At 69.8% G+C, this 22,026-nt stretch carries 17 protein-coding genes; 5 read left to right on the top strand and 12 right to left on the bottom strand.

Annotated features, from left to right (window positions below; translation table 11 throughout):
• The first annotated feature begins 13 nt into the window (after positions 1 to 13).
• Positions 14 to 1,399, top strand: coding sequence for a hypothetical protein (locus tag AC07OD_RS18615; protein ID WP_218339256.1), 1,386 nt, complete (start codon positions 14 to 16; stop codon positions 1,397 to 1,399).
• Between the two features lie 158 nt (positions 1,400 to 1,557).
• Here the strand turns inward: AC07OD_RS18615 and AC07OD_RS18610 are convergent, their stop codons facing one another.
• From AC07OD_RS18610 to AC07OD_RS18590, 5 genes are all read right to left on the bottom strand, one after another.
• Positions 1,558 to 3,795, bottom strand: coding sequence for an NADP-dependent isocitrate dehydrogenase (locus AC07OD_RS18610; RefSeq protein WP_218339255.1), 2,238 nt, complete (start codon positions 3,793 to 3,795; stop codon positions 1,558 to 1,560).
• Positions 3,796 to 3,996: 201 nt separating this feature from the next.
• Complete coding sequence (gene pdeM, locus AC07OD_RS18605; protein ID WP_218296453.1) at positions 3,997 to 4,731, bottom strand: ligase-associated DNA damage response endonuclease PdeM; 735 nt, start codon at positions 4,729 to 4,731, stop codon at positions 3,997 to 3,999.
• A gap of 18 nt (positions 4,732 to 4,749) precedes the next feature.
• Entirely contained in the window at positions 4,750 to 7,464 is a 2,715-nt protein-coding gene (locus AC07OD_RS18600; RefSeq protein WP_494597707.1) for a ligase-associated DNA damage response DEXH box helicase, read from the bottom strand.
• Positions 7,461 to 9,170: an ATP-dependent DNA ligase gene (locus AC07OD_RS18595; protein WP_494597706.1), complete on the bottom strand. Its 1,710-nt coding sequence runs from the start codon at positions 9,168 to 9,170 to the stop codon at positions 7,461 to 7,463. Before AC07OD_RS18595 ends, AC07OD_RS18600 begins: the two co-directional genes overlap by 4 nt.
• On the bottom strand, positions 9,167 to 10,267 hold the full coding sequence (locus AC07OD_RS18590) for a ligase-associated DNA damage response exonuclease (RefSeq protein WP_494597705.1): 1,101 nt from the start codon (positions 10,265 to 10,267) through the stop codon (positions 9,167 to 9,169). Before AC07OD_RS18590 ends, AC07OD_RS18595 begins: the two co-directional genes overlap by 4 nt.
• Before the next feature lie 205 nt (positions 10,268 to 10,472).
• Here AC07OD_RS18590 and AC07OD_RS18585 point away from each other — a divergent pair, with 205 nt between their 5' ends.
• Positions 10,473 to 10,955 (top strand): GNAT family N-acetyltransferase, encoded by a 483-nt coding sequence (locus tag AC07OD_RS18585; RefSeq protein WP_494597704.1) that lies wholly within the window; start codon positions 10,473 to 10,475, stop codon positions 10,953 to 10,955.
• A 37-nt stretch (positions 10,956 to 10,992) separates the two neighbouring features.
• A complete protein-coding gene (locus AC07OD_RS18580; protein WP_218296458.1) occupies positions 10,993 to 11,511 on the top strand; it encodes a BON domain-containing protein in 519 nt (172 codons plus the stop codon).
• Between the two features lie 11 nt (positions 11,512 to 11,522).
• On the opposite strand, the gene AC07OD_RS18575 is transcribed toward AC07OD_RS18580, so the two are convergent.
• Positions 11,523 to 12,980, bottom strand: coding sequence for an amidase family protein (locus tag AC07OD_RS18575; protein ID WP_218339251.1), 1,458 nt, complete (start codon positions 12,978 to 12,980; stop codon positions 11,523 to 11,525).
• 75 nt (positions 12,981 to 13,055) lie between these two features.
• Here AC07OD_RS18575 and AC07OD_RS18570 point away from each other — a divergent pair, with 75 nt between their 5' ends.
• On the top strand, positions 13,056 to 13,967 hold the full coding sequence (locus AC07OD_RS18570; RefSeq protein ID WP_218339250.1) for a helix-turn-helix transcriptional regulator: 912 nt from the start codon (positions 13,056 to 13,058) through the stop codon (positions 13,965 to 13,967).
• 216 nt (positions 13,968 to 14,183) lie between these two features.
• Positions 14,184 to 15,737 (top strand): ABC transporter substrate-binding protein, encoded by a 1,554-nt coding sequence (locus AC07OD_RS18565; RefSeq protein WP_218339491.1) that lies wholly within the window; start codon positions 14,184 to 14,186, stop codon positions 15,735 to 15,737.
• Positions 15,738 to 15,899: 162 nt separating this feature from the next.
• On the opposite strand, the gene AC07OD_RS18560 is transcribed toward AC07OD_RS18565, so the two are convergent.
• The 6 genes from AC07OD_RS18560 to AC07OD_RS18535 are packed head-to-tail and all read right to left on the bottom strand — an operon-like array spanning position 15,900 to position 22,001.
• On the bottom strand, positions 15,900 to 17,369 hold the full coding sequence (locus AC07OD_RS18560) for a M81 family metallopeptidase (RefSeq protein WP_218339249.1): 1,470 nt from the start codon (positions 17,367 to 17,369) through the stop codon (positions 15,900 to 15,902).
• Positions 17,366 to 18,625, bottom strand: a complete 1,260-nt coding sequence (locus tag AC07OD_RS18555; RefSeq protein ID WP_218339248.1) for a Zn-dependent hydrolase — start codon at positions 18,623 to 18,625, stop codon at positions 17,366 to 17,368. The genes AC07OD_RS18560 and AC07OD_RS18555 overlap by 4 nt, the downstream gene beginning before the upstream one ends.
• Before the next feature lie 25 nt (positions 18,626 to 18,650).
• Positions 18,651 to 19,355 carry an ABC transporter ATP-binding protein gene (locus AC07OD_RS18550; protein ID WP_218296463.1) on the bottom strand — a complete coding sequence of 235 codons (705 nt, stop codon included), beginning with the start codon at positions 19,353 to 19,355 and terminating at the stop codon, positions 18,651 to 18,653.
• A complete protein-coding gene (locus AC07OD_RS18545) occupies positions 19,352 to 20,137 on the bottom strand; it encodes an ABC transporter ATP-binding protein (protein ID WP_218296464.1) in 786 nt (261 codons plus the stop codon). The genes AC07OD_RS18550 and AC07OD_RS18545 overlap by 4 nt, the downstream gene beginning before the upstream one ends.
• On the bottom strand, positions 20,134 to 21,132 hold the full coding sequence (locus AC07OD_RS18540; protein WP_218339247.1) for a branched-chain amino acid ABC transporter permease: 999 nt from the start codon (positions 21,130 to 21,132) through the stop codon (positions 20,134 to 20,136). Before AC07OD_RS18540 ends, AC07OD_RS18545 begins: the two co-directional genes overlap by 4 nt.
• Positions 21,133 to 21,140: 8 nt before the next feature.
• Positions 21,141 to 22,001, bottom strand: coding sequence for a branched-chain amino acid ABC transporter permease (locus AC07OD_RS18535; RefSeq protein ID WP_218296466.1), 861 nt, complete (start codon positions 21,999 to 22,001; stop codon positions 21,141 to 21,143).
• Positions 22,002 to 22,026: the final 25 nt, after the last annotated feature.

Here is a 22,026-nt window from a genome sequence, read left to right as displayed (position 1 = left end):
CGGAGACCTTCCCATGACTGCTTTGCCGCCGCTTCGCGCCTGGCCGCGCCGGACCGTGGCCGTACCGGCCGCCCTGGCAGCCGCCGTCTTTTTGGCTGGCTGCGCGCCGGTTGCCACCCAACCCCAGGCGGTGGCGGAGGCCGCGCCCGCCGCCACGCCCTGCCCCAAGGACCTGGCGCCCATTGCCCGCTGCCTGTCGGGCCAGGATTCCGCAGGGGCTTACTACCTCATCGCCATGCCGCAGCAGTGGAACGGCCACCTGGTGCTGCACGCCCACGGCGGCCCGGCGCTGGGCGCGCCCAGGATGGAGCGCGCGGTGGAGGACCTGGAGCGCTGGTCCATCATGGTCCGTGCGGGCTACGCCTGGGCGGGCAGCACCTTCCGCCAGGGCGGCGTGGAGGTGCGCGCGGCGGCGGAAGATACCGAGCGCCTGCGCAAGATCTTCGTGCAGCAGGTGGCCCGGCCGCAGCGCACCATCCTGCACGGCCAGTCGTGGGGCGCCAGCGTGGCGGCCAAGGGGGCCGAGATGTTCCAGGCCACGGCCGGCGGCCAGCGCCCCTACGATGCCGTGCTGCTGACCAGCGGCGTGCTCGCGGGCGGCACCCGCTCGTACGACTTCCGCACCGATCTGCGCGTGGTCTACCAGTACCTGTGCAACAACCACCCCCGCCCCACCGAGGCGGCGTACCCGCTCAACATCGGCCTGCCGCGCGATGCGGCCATGACGCAGGCGGATCTGGCGGCGCGCGTGAACGAATGCCTGGCGCTGAACCGGCCCGCTGCAGAGCGCACGCCCGAGCAGCAGCGCAAGGTCAAGACCATCGTGGATGTGATCCGCATCCCCGCCAGCTCCATCCAGGGCCACATGAACTGGGCCACGTTCCACTACCGCGACGTGGTGCAGCACCGCACCGGTGGCGCGAGCCCGTTTGGCAACCGGGGCGTGCAGTACAAGGGCTCTCCCGACGATGCGGCCCTGAACGCCGCCGTGCTGCGCTACCGCGCGGACCCGGCCGCCGTGGCGCGGTTTGCGCAGGACACGGACCTCGGTGGCCGCATTCCCGTGCCCGTGCTCACCGTGAAAGGCGTGGAGGACCCCACGGCCTTTGTCGAGCTGGATGCGGCTTTCAAGGCCACCATGGAGCAGGGCGGCAGCGCGGCGCGCCTGGTGCAGACCTTCACCCAGCACAATACCCACAGCTACCTGAGCGATCCCACCTACCCGGCGCTGATGACCGCCCTGCTGCGCTGGGTGGACGAGGGCGTGAAGCCCACGCCCGAGGGCATCGCTGCGCAGTGCCCGGCCTTCGAGGCGCAGTTCGGCAAGGGCTGTGCGTTCCTGCCTGCTTACCTGCCCGCGGCGCTGAACACCCGCGTGGCCGACCGCGACCGGCCCTGATCCTGGGGCGGTAGCCACGCCACTTACTTGTCTCCACCGCCTGCGACATGAACGGTGGCTCCGCTGCGGGCCGTCTTGTCATCCTGGTGCGGCCGGGCAATGAAAAAAGGCCCCGACGGGCGGGGCCTTTTTAGGGGGCGGGCGGCTTGGCTGGTTGTTTACGCAGCCACGGTCTTCAGCGCCGCGTTCAGCGTCTTGCTGGGGCGCATCACGGCGTCCAGCTTGGCGGTGTCGGGCAGGTAGTAGCCGCCGATGTCGGCGGGCGCACCCTGCACCGCGGCCAGCTCGGCCACGATGGTCTGTTCGTCGGCGGCCAGTTGCTTGGCCAGCGGCGCGAACAGCTTGGCCAGGTCGGCATCGTCGGTCTGCGCGGCCAGTTCCTGCGCCCAGTACAGGGCCAGGTAGAACTGGCTGCCACGGTTGTCGAGCTGGCCGGTCTTGGGCGAAGGGTTCTTGTTGTTGTCCAGGAGCTTGCCGGTAGCGGCATCCAGCGTCCTGGCCAGCACCTTGGCCTTGGCGTTGCCGGTCTTCAGGCCCAGGTCTTCCAGCGACACGGCCAGCGCCAGGAATTCGCCCAGCGAATCCCAGCGCAGGTGGTTTTCTTCCACCAGCTGCTGCACGTGCTTGGGGGCCGAGCCGCCCGCGCCGGTTTCATACATGCCGCCACCGGCCATCAGGGGCACGATGGACAGCATCTTGGCCGAGGTGCCCAGTTCCATGATGGGGAACAGATCGGTCAGGTAGTCGCGCAGGATGTTGCCGGTGGCGCTGATGGTGTCCTGGCCGCGGATCACGCGCTCCAGCGTGTAGCGCATCGCACGCACCTGGCTCATGATCTGGATGTCCAGGCCCGCCGTGTTGTGCTCGTGCAGGTACATCTTGACCTTGGTGATCAGCTGCGCCTCGTGCGGGCGGTACGAGTCGAGCCAGAACACCACGGGCATGCCGGAGTTGCGGGCGCGGTTCACGGCCAGCTTGACCCAGTCGCGGATCGCGGCGTCCTTGACCTGGCACATGCGCCAGATGTCGCCGGCTTCCACGTTCTGGGAGAGCAGCACTTCGCCGGTGGCCAGATCGGTGATGTTGGCCACGCCGTCTTCGGTGATCTCAAACGTCTTGTCGTGCGAGCCGTACTCTTCGGCCTGCTGGGCCATCAGGCCCACGTTGGGCACCGTGCCCATGGTCTTGGGGTCGAACGCGCCGTGCCACTTGCAGAAGTTGATGATCTCCTGGTAGATGCGGGCAAAGGTCGATTCGGGCATCACGGCCTTCACGTCCTTCAGGCGGCCGTCGGCGCCCCACATCTTGCCGCCGTTGCGGATCATCGCGGGCATGGAGGCGTCCACGATGATGTCGTTGGGCGAGTGGAAATTGGTGATGCCCTTGGCCGAATCGACCATGGCCAGCTCGGGACGGCCTTCGTGGCAGGCATGCAGGTCCTTCAGGACTTCTTCGCGCTGGGCCGTGGGCAGCGTGGCGACCTTTTCGTACAGGTTGGCCATGCCGTTGTTCACGTTCACGCCCAGCTCTTCGAACAGCTTGCCGTGCTTGGCGAACGCGTCCTTGTAGAAGATCTTCACGCAGTGGCCGAACACGATGGGGTGGGACACCTTCATCATCGTGGCCTTCACGTGCAGCGAGAACATCACGCCGGTCTTGCGCGCGTCTTCGATTTCCTTTTCGTAGAACTCTACGAGCGCCTTCTTGCTCATGAACATGCTGTCGATGATTTCGCGGTCCAGCAGCGAGACCTTGGGTTTGAGCACCACGGTCTTGCCGCTCTTGGTGATCAGCTCCATCTTCACGTCGCGGGCGCGGTCCAGCGTCATGGACTTTTCGCCATGGTAGAAGTCGCCGGCGTGCATGTGCGACACATGCGAACGCGAGGCCTGGCTCCAGTCGGCCATGCTGTGCGGGTTCTTGCGCGCGTATTCCTTCACGGCCTTGGGGGCGCGGCGGTCGGAGTTGCCTTCGCGCAGCACGGGGTTCACGGCCGAGCCGATGCAGCGGGCATACCGCGCGCGGATCGCCTTTTCTTCTTCGGTCTTGGGATCTTCCGGGTAGTCAGGGATCGCATAGCCCTTGCCCTGCAGCTCCTTGATGCAGGCCTGCAACTGGCCCACCGAGGCGCTGATGTTGGGCAGCTTGATGATGTTGGCATCGGCCTGCAGGGTCTTCTTGCCCAGCTCTGCCAGGGTGTTGGGCACCTTCTGTTCGGCGGTCAGCGATTCGGGGAACTCGCCCAGCACGCGCGCGGCCACGGAGATGTCGCTCTCGGTCACGTTGATGCCCGCAGGCGCCGCAAAGGTGCGGATGATGGGCAGGAAGGAAGCCGTGGCCAGACGGGGTGCTTCGTCGGTCAGGGTGTAGATGATGGTCGGTTGCTGGGTCGTCATGGCTTGTCTCACGAAACAGAGTATGTAAATGTCCCCGGCCGGGTCGCAGCGGGGCCAAACGCGGATGCTCTCTGATTCTCCTTCCTTGCGGCGTTCCGTGCCCCCTGTTTTTGCAATCGAATCCCATAATGCAAAATTTACCGACGGGTAAAGCCTTTTTTTTCATGGCGGGCCCGGCCGAGGCGCCCCTGAAACGCGGGCTCAGGCGCTGGCCGGCCGGCGCGGCACTTCGCGGACCCGGTCTCCAGCCACCGCGAACCGCCGCGCGGACGGGGGCACCGGCTGGCTGGACATGCCCGTGAAAGCCCCGAACGCGGGCAGCACCAGAAGCCCCGGCTGCCACGCGAAGCACGGCAGGCGGACCGTGTCCCGCGCAGGGCCCTGCAAGGTGGCCACCGGGTGCCAATGCCCTGCCAGCACCGTATCGCCCGGCCCCGCCTGCGGATGGTGGCAAGCCAGCACCCCGGCCCCCTCCACGGGCCGCCAGGGCTCATCGGCCACATCGACGCCCAGCGGCGCGGGTGGGTCGCCCGCATGCAGGTCGTGGTTGCCGCGCACCAGGGTCATGCGGATGCGGGCGTGGCGCTCGCGCCAGGGCAGCAACTGGTTCCACAGCGGCGCGCCGGCGCCGCTGCGCGCGTGCAGAAAATCGCCCAGGAAGACCAGGTGTCCGGCGCCCGTGGCCGCCAGCACCGCGTCGAGCCGGGCCAGGTTGTCGGCCGTGGTGCCATGCGGCACGGGCTGGCCCGCGCGGCGGAAGGTGGCGGCCTTGCCGAAGTGCACGTCGGCCACGAAGGCCGTGCGCGCAGCGGGCCACCACACGGCCCGCTGGGGCAGCAGCCACAGGGCAGTGCCGCAGGGCAGGGTGATGGCCTGGGCGCCTGGGGGAGGTGCGGTGGGTGAAGGGGCGAAAGAAGGGTCTGCGTTCACGGGCAAGGTCGGTCGTCGAGGTGCTCAGAATCCATGGCGCCTTCTCGGTCGGCGGGGCGTGTCGCCGGCATCGCCTCGGCGCGCGCGCCGGGGCGACGCGGTGGCCCCGTCGGGCACGTCCCAGGCCATGTCGGCCGGGGCCACGGGATGGTCGGCGTGGTGGGTGCCGGTGGTGTCGTCGGCGGCCTTCTCCAGCGCCTGCACCATGCGCGCCAGGCGGTCGGCCAGCGTTTCGGTGCTCAGGCGCTCGCGAAAGCGCTCCACCATCAGCGGCAGGGCGAATGGGGTGGGGCGCGTGAGGGCATGGACGGACAGGGTCTGCGCCTGCATGCCGCGCAGGGTGCGGGCCAGGCGCTCCATGTCCAGCTCGTTGGCCAGCAGCTCGGCGCGGGCCTGGGCCAGCAGCAAGTTGTCCGGGTCGTACTGGGCGAACACGTCGTAGTACAGCGAGGACGATGCCTGCAGCTGGCGGCTGCTGCGCTGCTCGCCCGGGTGGCTCTGGAAGATGAGGCCGGCGATGCGTGCGATCTCGCGAAAGCGCCGGCGTGCCATCTCGGTCGCGTTCAGGCTGGCCAGCACTTCGTCCTCCAGCCCGCTGCCGATGGTGGTGTGCGTGCCCTCGCCGATCAGGCGCGGCAGCAGCGCGGCCCAGTCCACGGGCTTGGCGGACAGCAGCTCCAGCCCATAGTCGTTGACCGCGATGGAGAAGGTGTTGGGCACCTGCTGCGACGCGCGCCAGGCCAGCAGCCCCGCCAGGCCCAGGTGCACCAGGCGGCCGGCCAGCGGGTACAGGTACAGGTGCCAGCCTTCGCGGGTGTGCAGGGTTTCGGCCACCAGGCGGCCGGGCGTGGGCAGGGCCGACCAGGCGTGCTGCAGCGCGAGCAGGGGCCGGGCGCACAGCATCTCGGGCGAGGCGTAGACGCCGCGCTCGGCCTGCTCCAGCATCTCCAGCATGGCGTCGGCCAGCGTGTTCGACAGCGGCATGCGCCCGCCGTTCCAGCGCGGCAACGCGGCGCTGCCCTTGGGCGCCACGCGCACGTAGGCGGTCATCTGCTGGGTGCGCACCAGCTCCAGCAGGCGGCCCGCGAACATGAACACGTCGCCCTTGCGCAGCCGCGCGATGAAGCTCTCTTCCACCGACCCCAGTCGGCCGCCGCTCACGAACTGCACCTGCATGCTGGCGTCGCTCACGATGGTGCCGATGTTGCTGCGGTGCCGGCGCGCCAGCCGCGCATCGGGCACGCGCCACACCCCTTCCTCGTCAGGCACGGCGCGCTGGAAGTCGGGGTAGATGGCCAGCGAGGTGCCGCCCTGGCGCACGAACTGCAAGGCCCATTGCCAGTCGTTGTCGGCCAGTGCCGCATAGGCCGGCGCGCGGCGCACTTCGGCCAGCAGCTCGGCAGGCACGAAGCCGCCGCCCAGGGCAATGGTGACCAGGTGCTGCACCAGCACATCGAGCGGTGCGCGCGGCGTGTGCCGGTCTTCGATGCGGCCCTGGGCCAGCGCGTGGCGCGCGGCGGCGGCCTCCACCAGCTCCAGGCTGTGGGTGGGCACCAGGGTGATGCTGGAGGTGCGCCCCGGCGCGTGGCCCGAGCGGCCCGCGCGCTGCACCAGCCGCCCCACGCCCTTGGCCGAGCCGATCTGCAGCACCTGCTCCACGGGCAAAAAGTCCACGCCCAGGTCCAGGCTGGAGGTGCACACCACCGCTTTGAGCGTGCCGGTTTTCAGTCCGTTCTCCACCCATGCCCGCACGTCCTGACTCAGTGATCCGTGGTGCAGTGCGATGGTGCCTGCCCAGTCGGGCCGCGCCTCCAGCAAGGCCTGGTACCAGCGCTCGGCCTGCGAGCGTGTATTCGTGAAAACAAGAGACGATGCACACGACTCGATGGACTCCACTACCTGCGGCAGCAGCGCCAGCCCCATGTGGCCGGCCCAGGCAAAGCGGTCCACCTTGGCCGGCAGCATCACCTCCACTTTCAGCGCCTTGTCGATGCGGCCCTGCACCAGCACGGCGGGCGGTGCTGCAGGGGCTCCCCGCGCGGGCCTTGGCAGCAGTGTGTCCAGTGCCTCCGGCAGGTTGCCCAACGTGGCGGACATGCCCCACACCTGCAACGCCGGGTTCCAGCCCGACAGGCGCGCCAGTGCCAGCTGGGCCTGCACGCCGCGCTTGTTGCCCACCAGCTCGTGCCATTCATCCACCACCACCAGCTGCACATGGCGCAGGCGCTCGTGGGCATCGGCCCGCGCCAGCAGCAGCGACACGCTCTCGGGCGTCGTGACCAGCAGCGTGGGCAGGCGGCGGTCCTGCGCGGCGCGCTCGCCGCTGGCGGTGTCGCCGGTGCGCAGGCCGCTGGTCCAGTCTGGCGCCAGGTCCGGCAGCGGGGCCTGCAGTGCGCGCAGCGTGTCTGCGGCCAGGGCGCGCATGGGCGTGATCCACAGCACCGTGAGCGGCGGCGCCGCCGCGCGGCGTGTGCGCAGGGCCGTGCGCGCACTGGCGTCCGCCGTGGGTGCCACGGGCGCGCCTGCCAGCGCCAGGTGCTGCAGCGCACCCAGCCACACGGCATAGGTCTTGCCCGCGCCGGTGGTGGCGTGCAGCAGGCCCGAGCGGCCCTCGCCCATGGCGCGCCACACCTCCTGCTGGAAGCCGAAGGGCTGCCAGCCGCGCGTGGCCATCCAGCCTGCGGCCGCGCTCGCGGCCACGGTGGGCAGCGGCTTGCGCGGACGGCGCGCCGTGCTCATGCGCCGGTGTCCTGGCCCGGAAGCAATGCCGCCAGCGTCTGCAGGGTGTCGGCCTCGGCCACGGTCTTGTCCTGGCGCCAGCGCAGCATGCGCGGAAAGCGCACCGCAATGCCGCTCTTGTGGCGCGGGCTCTTCGCGATGCCTTCAAAGCCCAGCTCGAACACCATGGTGGCCTCCACGCTGCGCACGGGCCCAAAACTCTCGCGCGTGGTCTTGCGCACGATGGCGTCCACCTGGCCGATCTCCACATCCGTCAGGCCCGAATAGGCCTTGGCGAACGGCACCAATTGGCGCTCGGGGTCTTCGGGCGGGCCGTTCCACACGGCAAAGGTGTAGTCGCTGTACAGGCTGGCGCGGCGGCCGTGGCCGCGCTGGGCGTAGATCAGCACCGCGTCCACGCTCATGGGGTCGATCTTCCACTTCCACCACACGCCCACGTCCTTGGTGCGGCCCACGCCGTAGTGCGCCTGGCGGTGCTTGAGCATGAAACCCTCGGTGCCCATGCCGCGCGCGGCTTCGCGCTGGCGCGCCAGGTCCGGCCAGTCGGCGCCCTGCAGCAGCGTGCTCAGGCGCAGGCCCGGTTGCGGGGCGGGAGCGATCGCCGCCGGGTCGGGCTGCAGCGTGGCCTCCAGCAGAGCGCGGCGTGCCTGTTGGGGCTGCTGGCGCAGGTCCTGCCCCGCATGTTCGAGCAGGTCGTAGGTGACCAGCACCACGGGCAGCTCGCGCAGCAACTTGGGTCCCAGGGTCTTGCGGCCCAGGCGCTTTTGCAGGTCGGCGAAGGGGCGGGGCTGGGGCTCATCCGGCAGCCACACCAGGATCTCGCCGTCCACGACCGTGCCATCGGGCAGGGCCGCCATCGCGGCCTCGGCCAGTTCGGGAAAGCGGTCGGTCACCAGCTCCTCGCCGCGCGACCAGACCCACACCGCGCCCGCACGCCGCACGATCTGCGCGCGGATGCCGTCCCACTTCCACTCCACCATCCAGTCACCGGGCGCGCCGAGCAGCGCAGGCATCTCGGCCACGGGCTGGTTGAACGGGTGCGCCAGGAAGAAGGGGTAGGGCTGGCCCGCCATGCCCGCATCCACGGCGGCGCCCGTATCGCCATCCGCGGCCTCCTGCACGGGCGCCACCAGCGCCTCGTAGTCGTCCGCCCGGGGCTGCCGGCCGATCTGCGTGTAGCCCATGAGCCGGTGCGCGATGCGCTTGGGGTCCAGCGCGCTTACCGTGGCCAGCGCCTGCGTGACCTGCAGGCGCGACACCCCTACGCGAAAATTGCCGGTGATGAGCTTGAAGTACACAAAGCGCTGCTCCGGCGCCAGCATGTCCCACTGCGCGCGCAGGCGGGCATCGGCCTCCTCGGGCGGCAGGGCGCGCAGGGGCAGCAGCTGGGCCATCCACGCGGCCAGCGGCAGGTCCACAGGCTGCACCGGGGGCGGCAACAGCAGGGCCAGCGTTTCGGCCAGGTCGCCCACGGCCTGGTAGCTTTCTTCGAACAGCCATTCGGGCAGTCCGGCCGCCTCCTGCGCCAGGGCTTTCAGGCGCTTGGTGGGCACCATCTGGCGCGGTTTGCCTCCGGCCAAAAAGTAGGTGGCCCAAGCCGCATCGGCCGGAGGCGCCACGCGCAGGTAGGCCACCAGTGCCGCGAGCTTGGCCGATTGCGCGGTGGTGGCATCCAGTGCCTGGAACAGCGTGGCAAAGGCCCTCATTGCGCCGCCTTTGCCACCTCGCTGGCGTCCGGTGCCGTTGGAGGGGGTGCAGCGCCAGCATCATCCTCGTTGTCGTCGGCGCCGTATTCGGTCACGAACACCTGGGCGTCCAGCCCCTGCTCGCACAGCCAGCGCACCATCACGTCGGTGCTGCCATGGGTCACGATGATGCGCTCGGCACCCGTGGCACCAATGGCCTTCTGCAGGCTGGGCCAGTCCGCGTGGTCGCTCATCACGAAGCCCCGGTCCACGCCGCGGCGGCGGCGCGCACCGCGCACCAGCATCCAACCGCTGGCAAAGGCATCGGAATGCTCGCCAAAGCGCTTGAGCCAGGGCGTGCCCGCCGCCGAGGGCGGTGCCAGCACCAGCGCGCGGCGCAACTCGGACTTGGTGACGCCCGGGTCCGTCACGCGCAGGGTGGGCGGCAGCGCCACCCCTGCTGCGCGGTACACCGCATTGAGCGGGTCCACCGCGCCATGCACGACGATGGGGCCGATGCCCGCATCCACCCCGTGCAGCAGCCGCTGCGCCTTGCCGAAGGCATAGGCATACAGCACGCTGGCCTTGCCGGCGGCCGCATTCGCGGCCCACCAGGCATTGATGTCGGCGAACAGCGCGGGCTGCGACGGCCAGCGGTAGATCGGCAGGCCGAAGGTCGACTCGGTGATGAAGGTGTGGCAGCGCACCGGCTCGAAGGGCGGGCAGGTGCCGTCGTCCTCGAGCTTGTAGTCGCCCGAGGCCACCCACACCTGGCCCCCATGCTCCACCCGCACCTGGGCCGAGCCCAGCACATGCCCCGCCGGGTGCAGCGACAGGCGCACGCCATGGTGGTCGATGGTGTCGCCATAGGCCAGCGTCTGCAAATCGATGTCCGCGCCCAGCCGGTTGCGCAAGGTGCCCTCGCTGTCGCGGTGCGCCAGATAGTGGGCCGAACCCATGCGCGCATGGTCCGAATGCGCATGCGTGATCACGGCCCGCTCCACCGGCCGCCAGGGGTCGATGTAGAAATTGCCGGCCGGGCAGTACAGGCCTTCGGGGCGGTGGACGATGAGGTCGCTGGGGGGCACGGTCAGGGCATCGTAGGGGGCACGCCCCATCCGGGGGGCGGGCTGGGGATTGCAGAAAGAGGTTTTGTCCCTAGAATTTAGATAAAAATGACTTCCAGCGCTTATCCATCAAGCGCCAATAGCTATCAAAAAATGAGTAAACCGCAATCTGCCTGCTGTGCAGGCGGATAGTTCTTTGCGCCATCCCATCATCCTGCGTGGACCTCCCCTGTCTGCAGGCCAATACCGCTTTCGTATGCACACAGAAATCGCCCGCCCGTCAGACGCCGCCGCCATCGCGGCGGTGCTGCGCGAGGCCGCGCAGTGGCTGGTAGACCGCCAGATGCCGCTGTGGGCCGTGTCCGATTTCAGCGAGGAACGTGTGCAGCAGGATGTGGATACCGGCCACTTCCTGGTGGCCAGGGTGGGCGATGACGTGGCGGGCGTGGTGCGCTGGCAGCGCGAAGACCCCACTTTCTGGCCGGATGCGGAACCAGGCACCTCCGCGTTCCTGCACAAGCTGGCCGTGCGGCGGGCATGGGCGGGGCAGGGGGTGTCTGCCGCGCTGCTGGCGTTCGGGCGCGAGCACGCCCGCAGCCTGGGTGTGCGGTACCTGCGGCTGGACTGCGTGGCCGATCGGCAGCCGCTGCGCGCACTCTATGAGGACTTTGGTTTTACCCTGTACGACTGTGTGCTGAAAGGCCGCAGGGAATTTGCGCGACACCAGATCGCGTTGTAGGCAGCGTGGGTGCCTGCCGTCCACCAAGGAGCAATGCATGCGCCGTGTTTGTGTGTTCTTCCAGTTCTTCCTGCTGTGGTTGGGGGTGGCTGCCCTGGCCGTTGCGCAGGATGGCAGCCCAGCCCCCCGCACCAATGCCTTCAACGACCCCTTCGTCCAGGTCACCAGCGCCATCCCGCAATGCCCCGTGCCCGAGGGCCCGCTCTACACCGACGCCGAGGTGCGCGAGCTGGCGCACACGCGCTCGCAGCATGGCGGCAGCTGCCACCGCGTGGGGCGCTGCCGGCTGCCCAACTCCTACCTGTACGACGCGGAGCTCATCCCGCGCGTGCAGCGCTATATCCGCGAGGAGGGGCGCTTTGACGACACCAGCGTCTGGGTGCTGGGCGAGCGGCGGCTGGTCACGCTGATGGGCTGCGTGCAGTCCGAGGCGCAGTCGCAGGCGCTGGAGAAAGCCGTGGGGCTGGTGGATGACGTGATGGGTGTCATCAACCTGCTGCAGGTGGGCACGGCGCGCGCGGGGGCGCGCTACCCGCTCGCGCCCGCGCGCCCCTGACGGGGCTTCATTCACAGCGGTGGGACCCGGTGCGACCAGGGGTCGGCCTGTTCCAGTTCATAGGCCAGTGCGAACAGCGTCTGCTCGTCGCCGACCCGCGCCGCGAAATGGCTGCCGATGGGCAGGCCGCGCGCGCTCAGCCCCAGCGGGACCGACATCGCCGGCGTGCCCGCCACGTTGTGCAGCGGCGTGTACGACGCATAGCGCATCAGCCGGGCCCACAGCGTGGCGCCGGGCACGGTGGGGGCAAGCCACCCCAGCGGTGGCGGCTCGCTGGCGGCCACCGGGCTGAGCACGACATCCACGGCGTCGAACCAGGCATTCACCTGCGCGCCCACGGCGGCAAAGTGCGCGCCGGCGCGTGCCGCCGCGCCGGCGGGGAGCGCGCGCGCGTGCCGTGCCAGGTGCAGGGTCCAGGGCTCCAGCAGCGTGTCGGGCGGGCGGCCCGTGCCCTCGGCCTGCTGCAGCGCCCGCTCGGCGCCGCCGCTCCAGGCCACCATGAAGGCATCGAAGAACCGCTCGCCGTCGATGCCGTGCGCAAAGGGCTGCACCTGGTGCCCAAGCCGTTCGCACAGCCGCGCGACGCGGGTGACTTCCTGCAGCACCGCGGGGTCCGGCATCTCGCCAAAGAGGTTCTGCGGCGCGAAGCCAATGCGCAGGCGCCGGGCCGAGGGCCCGTGCACCGCGGGCATGGGCGGCAGCGGCGCGGCGCCATCGCCGCGCTGGTTCCACCAGAACAGCGTGGCGCTGTCGCGCACCGTGCGGCTCACCGCGTGGTCGACACCGGCATCGCGCGGGCCGGAGCCCTGCATGCGCGAGCGGCTGGGCTTGAGCCCGAACAGCCCGCAGCACGAGGCGGGGATGCGGATCGAGCCACCGCCATCCGTCGCGTGCGCCATGGGCAGCATGCCCGCGGCCACGGCCGCCGCGGCGCCGCCCGAGGAACCACCCGGGGAGTGCAGCGGGTTCCAGGGATTGCGGACCGGGCCGCCAAGCAGGGGTTCGGTGGTGGCGCTGAGCTGGAACTCGGGCGTTGCCGTCTTGCCGATGGCGATCAGCCCGCTGGCTTCGCAGCGCGCCACCAGCGGCGACGAGGCGCTGGAAAGTGCCGCGTCCGCCTGCAGGCGCGAGCCGCTGCGCCGGTGCGTGCCTTGCAGGTCGACCGCGTCCTTGTAGGCAAACGGCACGCCCCAGAAGGGCCCGGGGGAGGGCGGCCCCTGCCACTGGCCGCGGGCCCGGTCGGGGCAGAGTTCCACCAGCGCCTGCAGCCTGGGGTTGACGTCCGCCACGCGCGCCAGGCTGGCCTGCACCAGCTGCGCGGGTTGCAGATGGCCCGCCCGCACCAGCGCTGCCTGGGCCGTGGCATCGAGCGCCAGCAGGCCGTGGGTGGCGCCGCGGGCGAAAGCGGGGCGCAGGGGGGCGCCCAGTGCGGTCAGGCCCATCAGGCCCAGAAGATCTCGTCGTTGCATGGTGTGTTTGCACAGGGAATGAAGGAGAGGGCCATCGTCCCTGGGCCGGGCCGCGCCAGCTTGTATAAAAGCGCCATGGCCGCGCTTTTTTGCTACCACCTGCTGCCCGCCTGCCTGGGCGATATCGACGAACGCCCCCACGCGCTGCTGGCGCGGGCCGTGCGCACGCAGGTGCAGGGCTTCGTCACCCACCAGGCATATGTGGCGCAGGTGCTGCGCGGCGGCCCGCAGGCGCGCGGGCAAGAGGCCCGGCGGGAGGCGCGCCTTGCGCTGCTGTGTGCGCTGGACCTGAACCCGGTGCAGGCGCTCCTGGCGCCCTCGGCCGCCGTGGGCCGTGGGCCCTCTGCGTTCGTGGACCGCTGGAACGCCTACAACCGGATGGCGCCCCTGGGCGTCAACACGCAGCTCGATGGCCAGGGCGCGCTGCGGCGGGAATCCCCCATGCTGCCGGACCGCGCCCTGCGTGCCGCGGCGCAGCGAAGTGCGGACATCCGCGCGAGCATTGCCGCCTCGTGCGTGAGCGTGCTGGCGCGCGGCGGCACCAGCGGCAGCCCGGCGGATGCGCTGCGCACGCTGCAGTCCCTGGCGCGGCGGCTGGGGTGCGCGAACGAGGTGCTGGACCTGCTGGCCTGGTGGCGCGAGGAGCCTGCCCTGGCCCTGCCCGACGCCGCCCGCCGCCTGGGTCGCAGCGCGCGCCAGCTGCAACGCGATCTGGCCCGGCACGGCCTGGGCTTTGCCACGCTGCGCCAGGCCGCCCGCATCGAGCACGCGCAGCAGGCCCTGCTTGGCGGCACGGCCAGCCTGACGGGCATCGCGCATGCCGCGGGGTTCTCCGACTCCGCGCACTTCGTGCATGGCTGGCAGCGTGCCTGTGGCGTCAGCCCCAGCCAGTACCGGCAGCTGGCCGGTCGCCTGGACGCCCGGGGCTCCCTCTGCGCCCCGGGGACCGTGCGCAGAGGGGTGGATGTCGTGGAAAACGCGCAATAGGTTTGGCGGTCCGCTGCGGCATATTGCGGCTTCCATCCCTGCAAAGGAAAACATATGCCCCGTAGGTTCCAGAGCTTCCTTCCTCACCTGTCTCCGCGCACTGTTGTGTCCCGCGTTGCCGCAGTAGCGCGGCACCCTGCGCACCCGCAGCCCGCCGCGCCCCGCGGGGCCGGCACCGCAAGGCCAGGCCGCCGCTGGCTCGTGCCCGCGCTGGCCATGGCGGCGTGGGTGGCCGCGATGCCGGGCGCGCACGCCAAGACGTTCCGCTGGGCCGGGTCCACCGACATCCAGTCCATGGACATCCACTCGCAGAACAGTGCCCTGGGCAATGGCATCCATGCGGCGGTGTACGAGTCGCTGGTGATGTTCAACAGCCGCACGCTCAAGGTCGAGCCGCTCCTGGCCACCTCGTGGCAGCAGGTCAGCCCCACGCAGTTGCGCGTGAAGCTGCGCCAGGGCGTGAAGTTCAGCGACGGATCGCCCATGACGGCCGACGACGTGGTGTATTCGCTGCAGCGCGCGATGAGCAAGACCTCCACCTACGCCATCTACACCCAGGGCATGGAGCGCATCGCCAAGGTCGACGGCGAGACCATCGACATCTTCCTGAAGAACCCCAACCCGGTGCTGCTCAACCAGCTGACCGAGCTGCGCGTGATGAGCAAGGCCTGGGCAGAGAAGAACAATGCCGTGGAGCCCAAGGACATCAAGTCCAAGGACGAGACCTTCTCTCACCGCAATGCCATGGGCACCGGGCCCTTCGTGCTCAAGGAATGGGTGCCCGACCAGAAGCTGGTCTTTGCCGCCAACCCGCAGTGGTGGAACGCCGGCAAGACCGAGGGCAACGTCACCGAGATCGTCTACACACCCATCAAGTCCGAGGCCACGCGCGTCGCGGCCCTGCTCTCGGGCGAGGTCGACATGGTGCGCGACACCAGCCTGCAGGACCTGGAGCGCCTCAGGGCCAACCCGAACATCAAGGTGATGGAGATGGTCGAGAACCGCACCATCTACCTGGCCCTGGACCAGTTCCGCGACGAGCTGCCGGGCAGCAGCGTCAAGGGCAAGAACCCGCTCAAGGACCTGCGCGTGCGCAAGGCGCTGTACCAGGCCATCGACGTGGCCACGCTGCAGCGCGTGACCATGCGCGGCATGTCCAAGCCCACGGGCGCCATCGTCTCGCCCCTGGTCAACGGCTGGACGGAGGCGGTGGACAAGCGCCTGCCCTACGACACCAACGCGGCCAGGGCGCTGCTGGCCGATGCGGGCTACAAGGACGGCTTCGAGGTCGATTTCGCCTGCAGCAACAACTCCATCATCCAGGACGAGAACCTGTGCCAGGCCATCACCTCGATGTGGGCGCGCGTGGGCGTCAGGGCCAAGCTGCGCACGATGCCCTCCATCACCTACTACCCCATGGCCCAGCGGCACGAGGCCAGCATCACCCTGCTCAGCTGGGGCGTGCCGACCTTCGACGCGCTGTACACCCTGCAATCGCTCACCCGCACCAAGACCACGGGCGGCGATGGCAACTACAACCTGGGCCGCTACAGCAACGAACGCATGGACTACATCGTGGACCGCGTGAAGACCGAGACCGACCAGCCCGTGCGCAACCGCCTGCTGACCGAAGGCCTGCAGCTGCAGAACGACACCGTGGCCAACATCCCCCTGCACAACCAGATGCTGGCCTGGGCGATGAAGAAAAATGTCGAGCTGGTGCAACGCCCCGACAACCGCATCGACTGGCGTCTGATCAAGGTGAACTAACCCCCTGAGTCGCTTCGCGTCATCCCTCTTTCTCTCAAATCGCTGCTCGATTTGGGAAGGGGGACGCCCCCAGCGCGGCGGGGCGGCCCTTGCGCGGGGGCACTGGCGTCGGCTTGCGCTTGCTGGTGATGCGGGTTCTGGGGGCTCCTGCGCAATGGAAGGTCAGACAGCGTCGAGCGGGAACACCGGCCGGCGCACGTTCCTGAACGGGAACAGCGCGTAGTTGGAACTGGTCACGCCCGTGGGGCTGTCGCATTCGACCAGCGCATGCGACAGCGGCACGAACACCGGGCGGCAGTACATGCGCGACTTGAGCAGCACGAAGCGGTGCGCCGTGGGGTCCACCCCCACGCACGAGAACACCCCCAGGTCCCAGGGCTCGTGCGTCTTCTCGGTCACCACGATGAGGGCGCTGCCGGTGTCGAACAGCACGGTGCGGCCCATGGCGCAGCGTTGCCCGGTGTAGATGGGCCCGGTCACGGTGTACTCGCCGTCGCTGATGGCGCGCACCGTGCCGCTGAGCGCCACGGGCTCCTTGGACACCCCCAGTTGCGTGAGCGGCACCTTGTTGCCCAGGCGCACGGTGCACTGCGCGCCCACACCGGCCGCCACGAGTTCGGCCACGGCCTCGGGGTCGCACAGCGGGCCCACGGCGATGTCGTCCAGGCCCTCGGCCAGGGCGGCCTGCAGCACGTCCATGGAATCGCAGGTGCCGCCGGACATGCAGTTGTCGCTGTGGTCCAGCAGCAGCACCGGGCGGCTGGCGCCCGCGGTGAGTGCCTGGGCGCGCTGTAGGGAGTCGGCCAGGGGCTCGCTGTCGTAGACGAACTCGGTGCGCTCCTGCCAGATGGTGGCCGCGATGCGGTCGACCACGGCCTGGGCTGCTTCGGGTGCATCGGCAAGGCCGGTGACCACCACGCTCATGAACGGCGCCTCGATGTCGGCCAGCGAGAACCCCGCGAACACCGACACGGCCGGCACGCCGTCGGCCTCGGCAGCGCGGGCGGCGTCCACCGCACGCAACATGGCGCCCTGCAGCGTGGTGCTGCGCAGGGTGTGGCCCATCATGGGCAACTGGTGCCAGCGCACGCTGTAGCGCGCCTGGCCCTGCAGCATGGCCAGCAGCAGGCGGCCCGCGTGCTCGCCGGTCTCGTACATGTCGATGTGCGGGTAGGTCTTGAAGCCGACCATCACATCCGCGTTGGCGACCATCTTGGGCGTGATGTTGCCGTGCAGGTCCAGCGCCACGCCGATGGGCACGCCGGGCGCCGCTGCGCGCACGCGCGCGAGCAGGTCGCCTTCGCCGTCGGGGCTGTTCTCGGCCACCATGGCGCCGTGCAGGTCGAGCAGGATGGCGTCGCAGCCGGGGGCGGCCTCCACGATGCGGCGGGTCAGCTCGTCGTAGGCCGCGGCATGCACCGGGCCGCTGGGGTTGGAGGTGGCCGACACCGGCGTCACCAGCGTGGCGCCCAGGCCCCGGGCCAGGTCGATGAAGGCCGCCATGGCCGTGCGCATGCCCAGGTTGTCGCGCAGGGCATCCTCGCCGTAGGTGGGCGCAAACGCCTCCAGGGGCGTGGGCACGGGCGAGAAGGTGTTGGTCTCGTGGTTCAGGCGGGCGATGAGGATCTTCATGCGGCGACCACCCGGGCGCTGCGCAGCATGGCCTGCAGCAAGACGTTGCACCCGGCCTCCAGGTGCTCGGGCTCCGCGTCCTCGATCTCGTTGTGGCTGATGCCGTCGGCGCAGGGCACGAAGACCATGGCCGTGGGCGCCAGGCGCGCCAGGTACACGGCGTCGTGCCCGGCACCGCTGACCACGTCCATGGCGCTGTAGCCCAGTGCCTGGGCATCGGCGCGCACGCCTTCGACCAGCGCGGGCGCAAACGGCTGCGGCGGGAAGTACACCACCTGCTCCACCGCGATGGGTGTGCGGTGGGCCGTGCCGATGCGCTCGCAGGCGGTGCGCAACTCCGCATCCATCTGCAGCAGCATGGCATCGTCGGCGGCGCGCAGGTCCACGGTCATGCGCACGCTGCCGGGGATCACGTTGCGCGAACTCGGGAACACCTCCAGCACGCCCACCGTGCCGCGCGCATGCGGTGCATGGGCCAGGGCGATGCGGTTCACCTCGGCCACCAGCGTGCTGGCGGCCAGCAGGGCATCGCGGCGCAGCGCCATGGGCGTGGGGCCGGCATGGGCCTCCATGCCCTGCACGCTCACGTCGTACCAGCGCTGACCCAGGGCACCCTGCACCACGCCGATCACGCAGCCGTTGGCCTCCAGCACCGGGCCCTGCTCGATGTGCGCCTCGAAATACGCGCCCACGGGCGGCGTGGGCCCGTGCTCGCCGTCATAGCCGATGACGGCCAGCGCCTCGGCCACGCTGGTGCCCTGCGCGTCGCGCTGGGCCAGCGCATGCTCCAGCGTGAAGGCGCCGGCGAACACGCCCGAGCCCATCATCACGGGCACGAAGCGCGAGCCCTCTTCATTGGTCCACACCGCCACCTCGATCGGGGCTTCGGTCACGATGCCCAGGTCGTTCAGCGTGCGCACCACCTCGATGCCGGCAAGCACACCGTAGTTGCCGTCGAACTTGCCGCCCGTGGGCTGGGTATCGATGTGGCTGCCGGTCATCACCGGGGGCAGGGCGTCGTTGCGCCCCGCGCGGCGCGCGAAGATGTTGCCGATGGCGTCGGTGCGCACGCTGCAGCCGGCCTCGCGCGCCCAGCGCACGAACAGGTCGCGGCCTTCGCCGTCCAGCGCGGTGAGGGCCAGGCGGCACACGCCGCCCTTGGGCGTGGCGCCTATCTGCGCCAGGTCCATCAGCGATTGCCACAGGCGCGCGCCGTTCACGCGCGGTTGCAGGGCAGGGGAGGGGGTCGTCGTCATGTCCACAGTCGAATTCCTGAAAAATCTATGCCAGGCCCACGCCCAGATAGCGGTCCTTGATGGCGTCGTCGGCGAGAAAGGCGGTGTTGTCCGCCTCGTGCACGATGGCGCCCTGCTCGATCACGTAATGCCGGTCGGCCAGCTGGGTGCAGACCTCCAGGTTCTGCTCCACCAGCAGGATGGCCACGCCCGCGGCCTTGATGGTCTTGAGCTGCGCCACGATCTCTTCCACGATCACCGGGGCAAGCCCTTCCACGGGCTCGTCCAGCATCAACAGGCGCGGCGCATTCATCAGCGCGCGGCCGATGGCCAGCATCTGCTGCTCGCCGCCCGAGAGCTGGCCGCCGCCATTGCCGCGCCGCTCCTTGAGGCGCGGAAAGATGCGGTAGATGTCCGGCAACTGCCAGGGCGAGCGCTTGCGCTGGCCCAGCAGCAGGTTCTCCTCCACCGTGAGCAGCTTGAAGATGCCCCGGTGCTCTGGCACCAGGCACACGCCGCGCTGGGCGATGGCATGCGTGGCCAGGCCCTGCACCTCGTCGCCCGCAAAGCGCACACGGCCCTGGGTGGGCGGAACCACGCCGCAGATGCTCTTGAGCGTGGTGGTCTTGCCCGCGCCGTTGCGCCCGAGCAGGGTGACCAGCTCGCCGTCGCCCACGCGCAGGTCCACGCCCTGCAGCACATGGCTCTTGCCGTAATGGGCGTGCAGCCCCTGGATGTCGAGGATCGTCATGCCGCCTTGCCCCCCGTGATCATGTTGCCCAGGTAGGCGCTGCGCACCCGGTCGTCGCTGCGGATCGCGTGCGGATGCCCTTCGGCCAGCACGCGGCCCTGTTGCATCACCGTCACGGTGTCGGAGATGTCCATCACGATGTTCATGTTGTGCTCGATGAGTACCACGGTGTGCTCGTCCTTGAGGCCCTGGATCAGCCGCTTCATGTCGTCCAGGTCGTCGATGCCCATGCCCGAGGTGGGCTCGTCCAGGAAGATGGCCTTGGGCCGTGCCGCCAGCGCCATGCCCACCTCCAGCCGGCGCTGCTGGCCGTGCGAGAGGTTGCCCACCGGCGTGTCGGCATGGCGCTCCAGCCCCAGGCGCGCCAGCACGCTGGCCACCACCTCGGCCTGCGAGCGCGCGCCCTGCGGCGCATGCCAGCAGTTGAGTGCATGGCGCGGCGCGGTGCCCTGGGCGGCCAGGCGCAGGTTCTCGCGCACGGGCAGAGTGAGGAACAGGCTGGTCACCTGGAAGGAGCGCGCCATGCCGCGCTGCACGCGGCGGTGGTCGGGCTCGTGCGTCACGTCGTGCCCGTCGAACACGATGCGCCCGCCGCTCACGTTCTTGGTGCCGGTGAGCATGTGGAACAGCGTGGTCTTGCCGGCGCCGTTGGGGCCGATGACCGAATGGACCGTGTTGGCGCGCACCTTGAGGTCCACGCCCGCCAGTGCGGCGAACTTGTCGTAGCGTTTTTCCACGCCCACGGCTTCGAGCAGGATGGGGGAGGGGGTTGCGGTGCTCATGCGTGGCCTCCTTGCGTGGCAGATGCGTCGGCCTTGCCGCCACGGCCCTTGCCGCGCAGCAGGTTCCAGGCCGACTCGCCCAGGCCCCACAGGCCGCGCTGCATGCCGAGGCTCACCACCATCAGCACCACGCCCAGGATCAGCAGCCAGCGCGGCCACAGCGTGGACAGCCAGTCGCCCACCAGCAGGTAGAAGGCCGAGCCGAGCAGCGAGGCCAGCAGGTTGCCCGTGCCGCCGATCACCGTCATGACGAGGATCATCTCGCTGGTGTGGTACTCGGCGCTCGCCAGCGGGGCGATGCCCGTCATCATGGCGTGCAGCGCGCCGGCCAGGCCCGTCACCGCGCCCGAGATCACGAAGGCCTGCAGCTTGAGCAGCTTGAGGTTGTAGCCGATGGCGCCCGCGCGCTCCTCGTTGTCGCGCACCGCCAGCAGCGTGCGCCCGAAGACCGAGGCCGACACCTTCTGCAGCAGCCAGAAGGCCACCAGGAACACCGTGGCCACGAAGCCGTAGTACTGCCAGGGCGAGGCCAGCGGCCACAGCGTGAAGCCGCCCACGGCCAGCGAGGGGCGCGGGATGTCCATCAGCCCGTTGTCGCCGCCCGTGATGCCAGGCATGGAGTAGGCGAGAAAGTAGAACATCTGCGCGAAGGCCAGGGTCAGCATCACGAAGTAGGTGCCGCGCTGGCGGATGGCCACCCAGCCCACGATGGCCGCGCCCAGCGCGCCCATCACCACGGCGAGCGCCAGGGCCAGCGGCATGGGCAGGGGCCAGCGCGTGAGCGTGAGGGCGATGGTGTAGCTGCCCAGGCCGAAGAAGATGCCCTGCCCGAAGGACAGCAGCCCGGTGTGGCCCAGCAGCAGGTTGCAGCCCATGGCGGCCAGGCCATAGATCAGCACCTCGCTGGCCAGCGAGCCCGATTGCATGGTCAGCGGCATCACCAGCACCACGGCCAGGGCCAGCAGCAGGTGGGAATTCTTGCGAAAAATCGTCATGGCGGTGTTCATCCTTTGCGGCCCAGCAGGCCATGCGGGCGCAGCAGCAGCACGGCGGCCATGGCGATGTAGATCATGAGCCGCGCCCCCTCGGGCCACACGGTGCTCATCACGCTCTGCACGATGCCGATCAGCAGGCCGCCGATCAGCGCCCCGGCAAAGCTGCCCATGCCCCCGACCACCACCACGATGAAGGCCACGCCCAGCGCCTCGATGCCCATGAAGGGCTCGGCCCCGCGCATGGGGGCGGCCAGCACGCCGGCAATCGCGGCGGTGGCCGCGCCCAGTGCGAACACCAGGCTGAAGATGCGGAACACGTTGATGCCGAGCAGCGAGACCATCTCGGTGGATTCGCTGCCCGCGCGCACCGCGCTGCCCAGGCGCGTGCCTTCGAGCACGTACCACAGGCCCACGGCCAGCACGGCGGTGAAGCCGATCACGAACAGCCGGTACTTGGGGTAGACGATGCCGCCCCACATGACCACGCCCTGCAGCAGGTCGGGCACCGGCACGCTGTCGCCGAGCGGGCCCCACTGCAGGATCACCAGCTCCTGGATGGCCAATGCCAGGCCCACGGTGACGAGGATGTGGAACTCGTGCGGCTTGGAATACACGTGGCGCAGCACCAGCTTTTCGGTGAGCCAGCCCAGGGCGCCCACGACCAGTGGCACCACGGCCAGCGCCAGCCAGAAGCTCAGGCCCCAGCGCGTCATCTGGAAGCAGAAGTAGGCGCCCAGCAGGTAGAACGCCCCGTGCGCGAAGTTCACGAAGCGCAGCAGGCCGAACACGATGGACAGGCCGACCGCCAGCAGGAAGTACAGCATGCCGATGCCGATCCCGTTGATGGCCTGTAGCAGGTAGATGTTCATGGGCGAGAGATGGAAGGAAAAATCC

The sequence above is a fragment of the Acidovorax sp. GW821-FHT10E03 genome, from assembly GCF_059415205.1.
The sequence above is the reverse complement of the archived record's forward strand: the minus strand, read 5'-3'. Positions and strand labels throughout refer to the sequence as shown.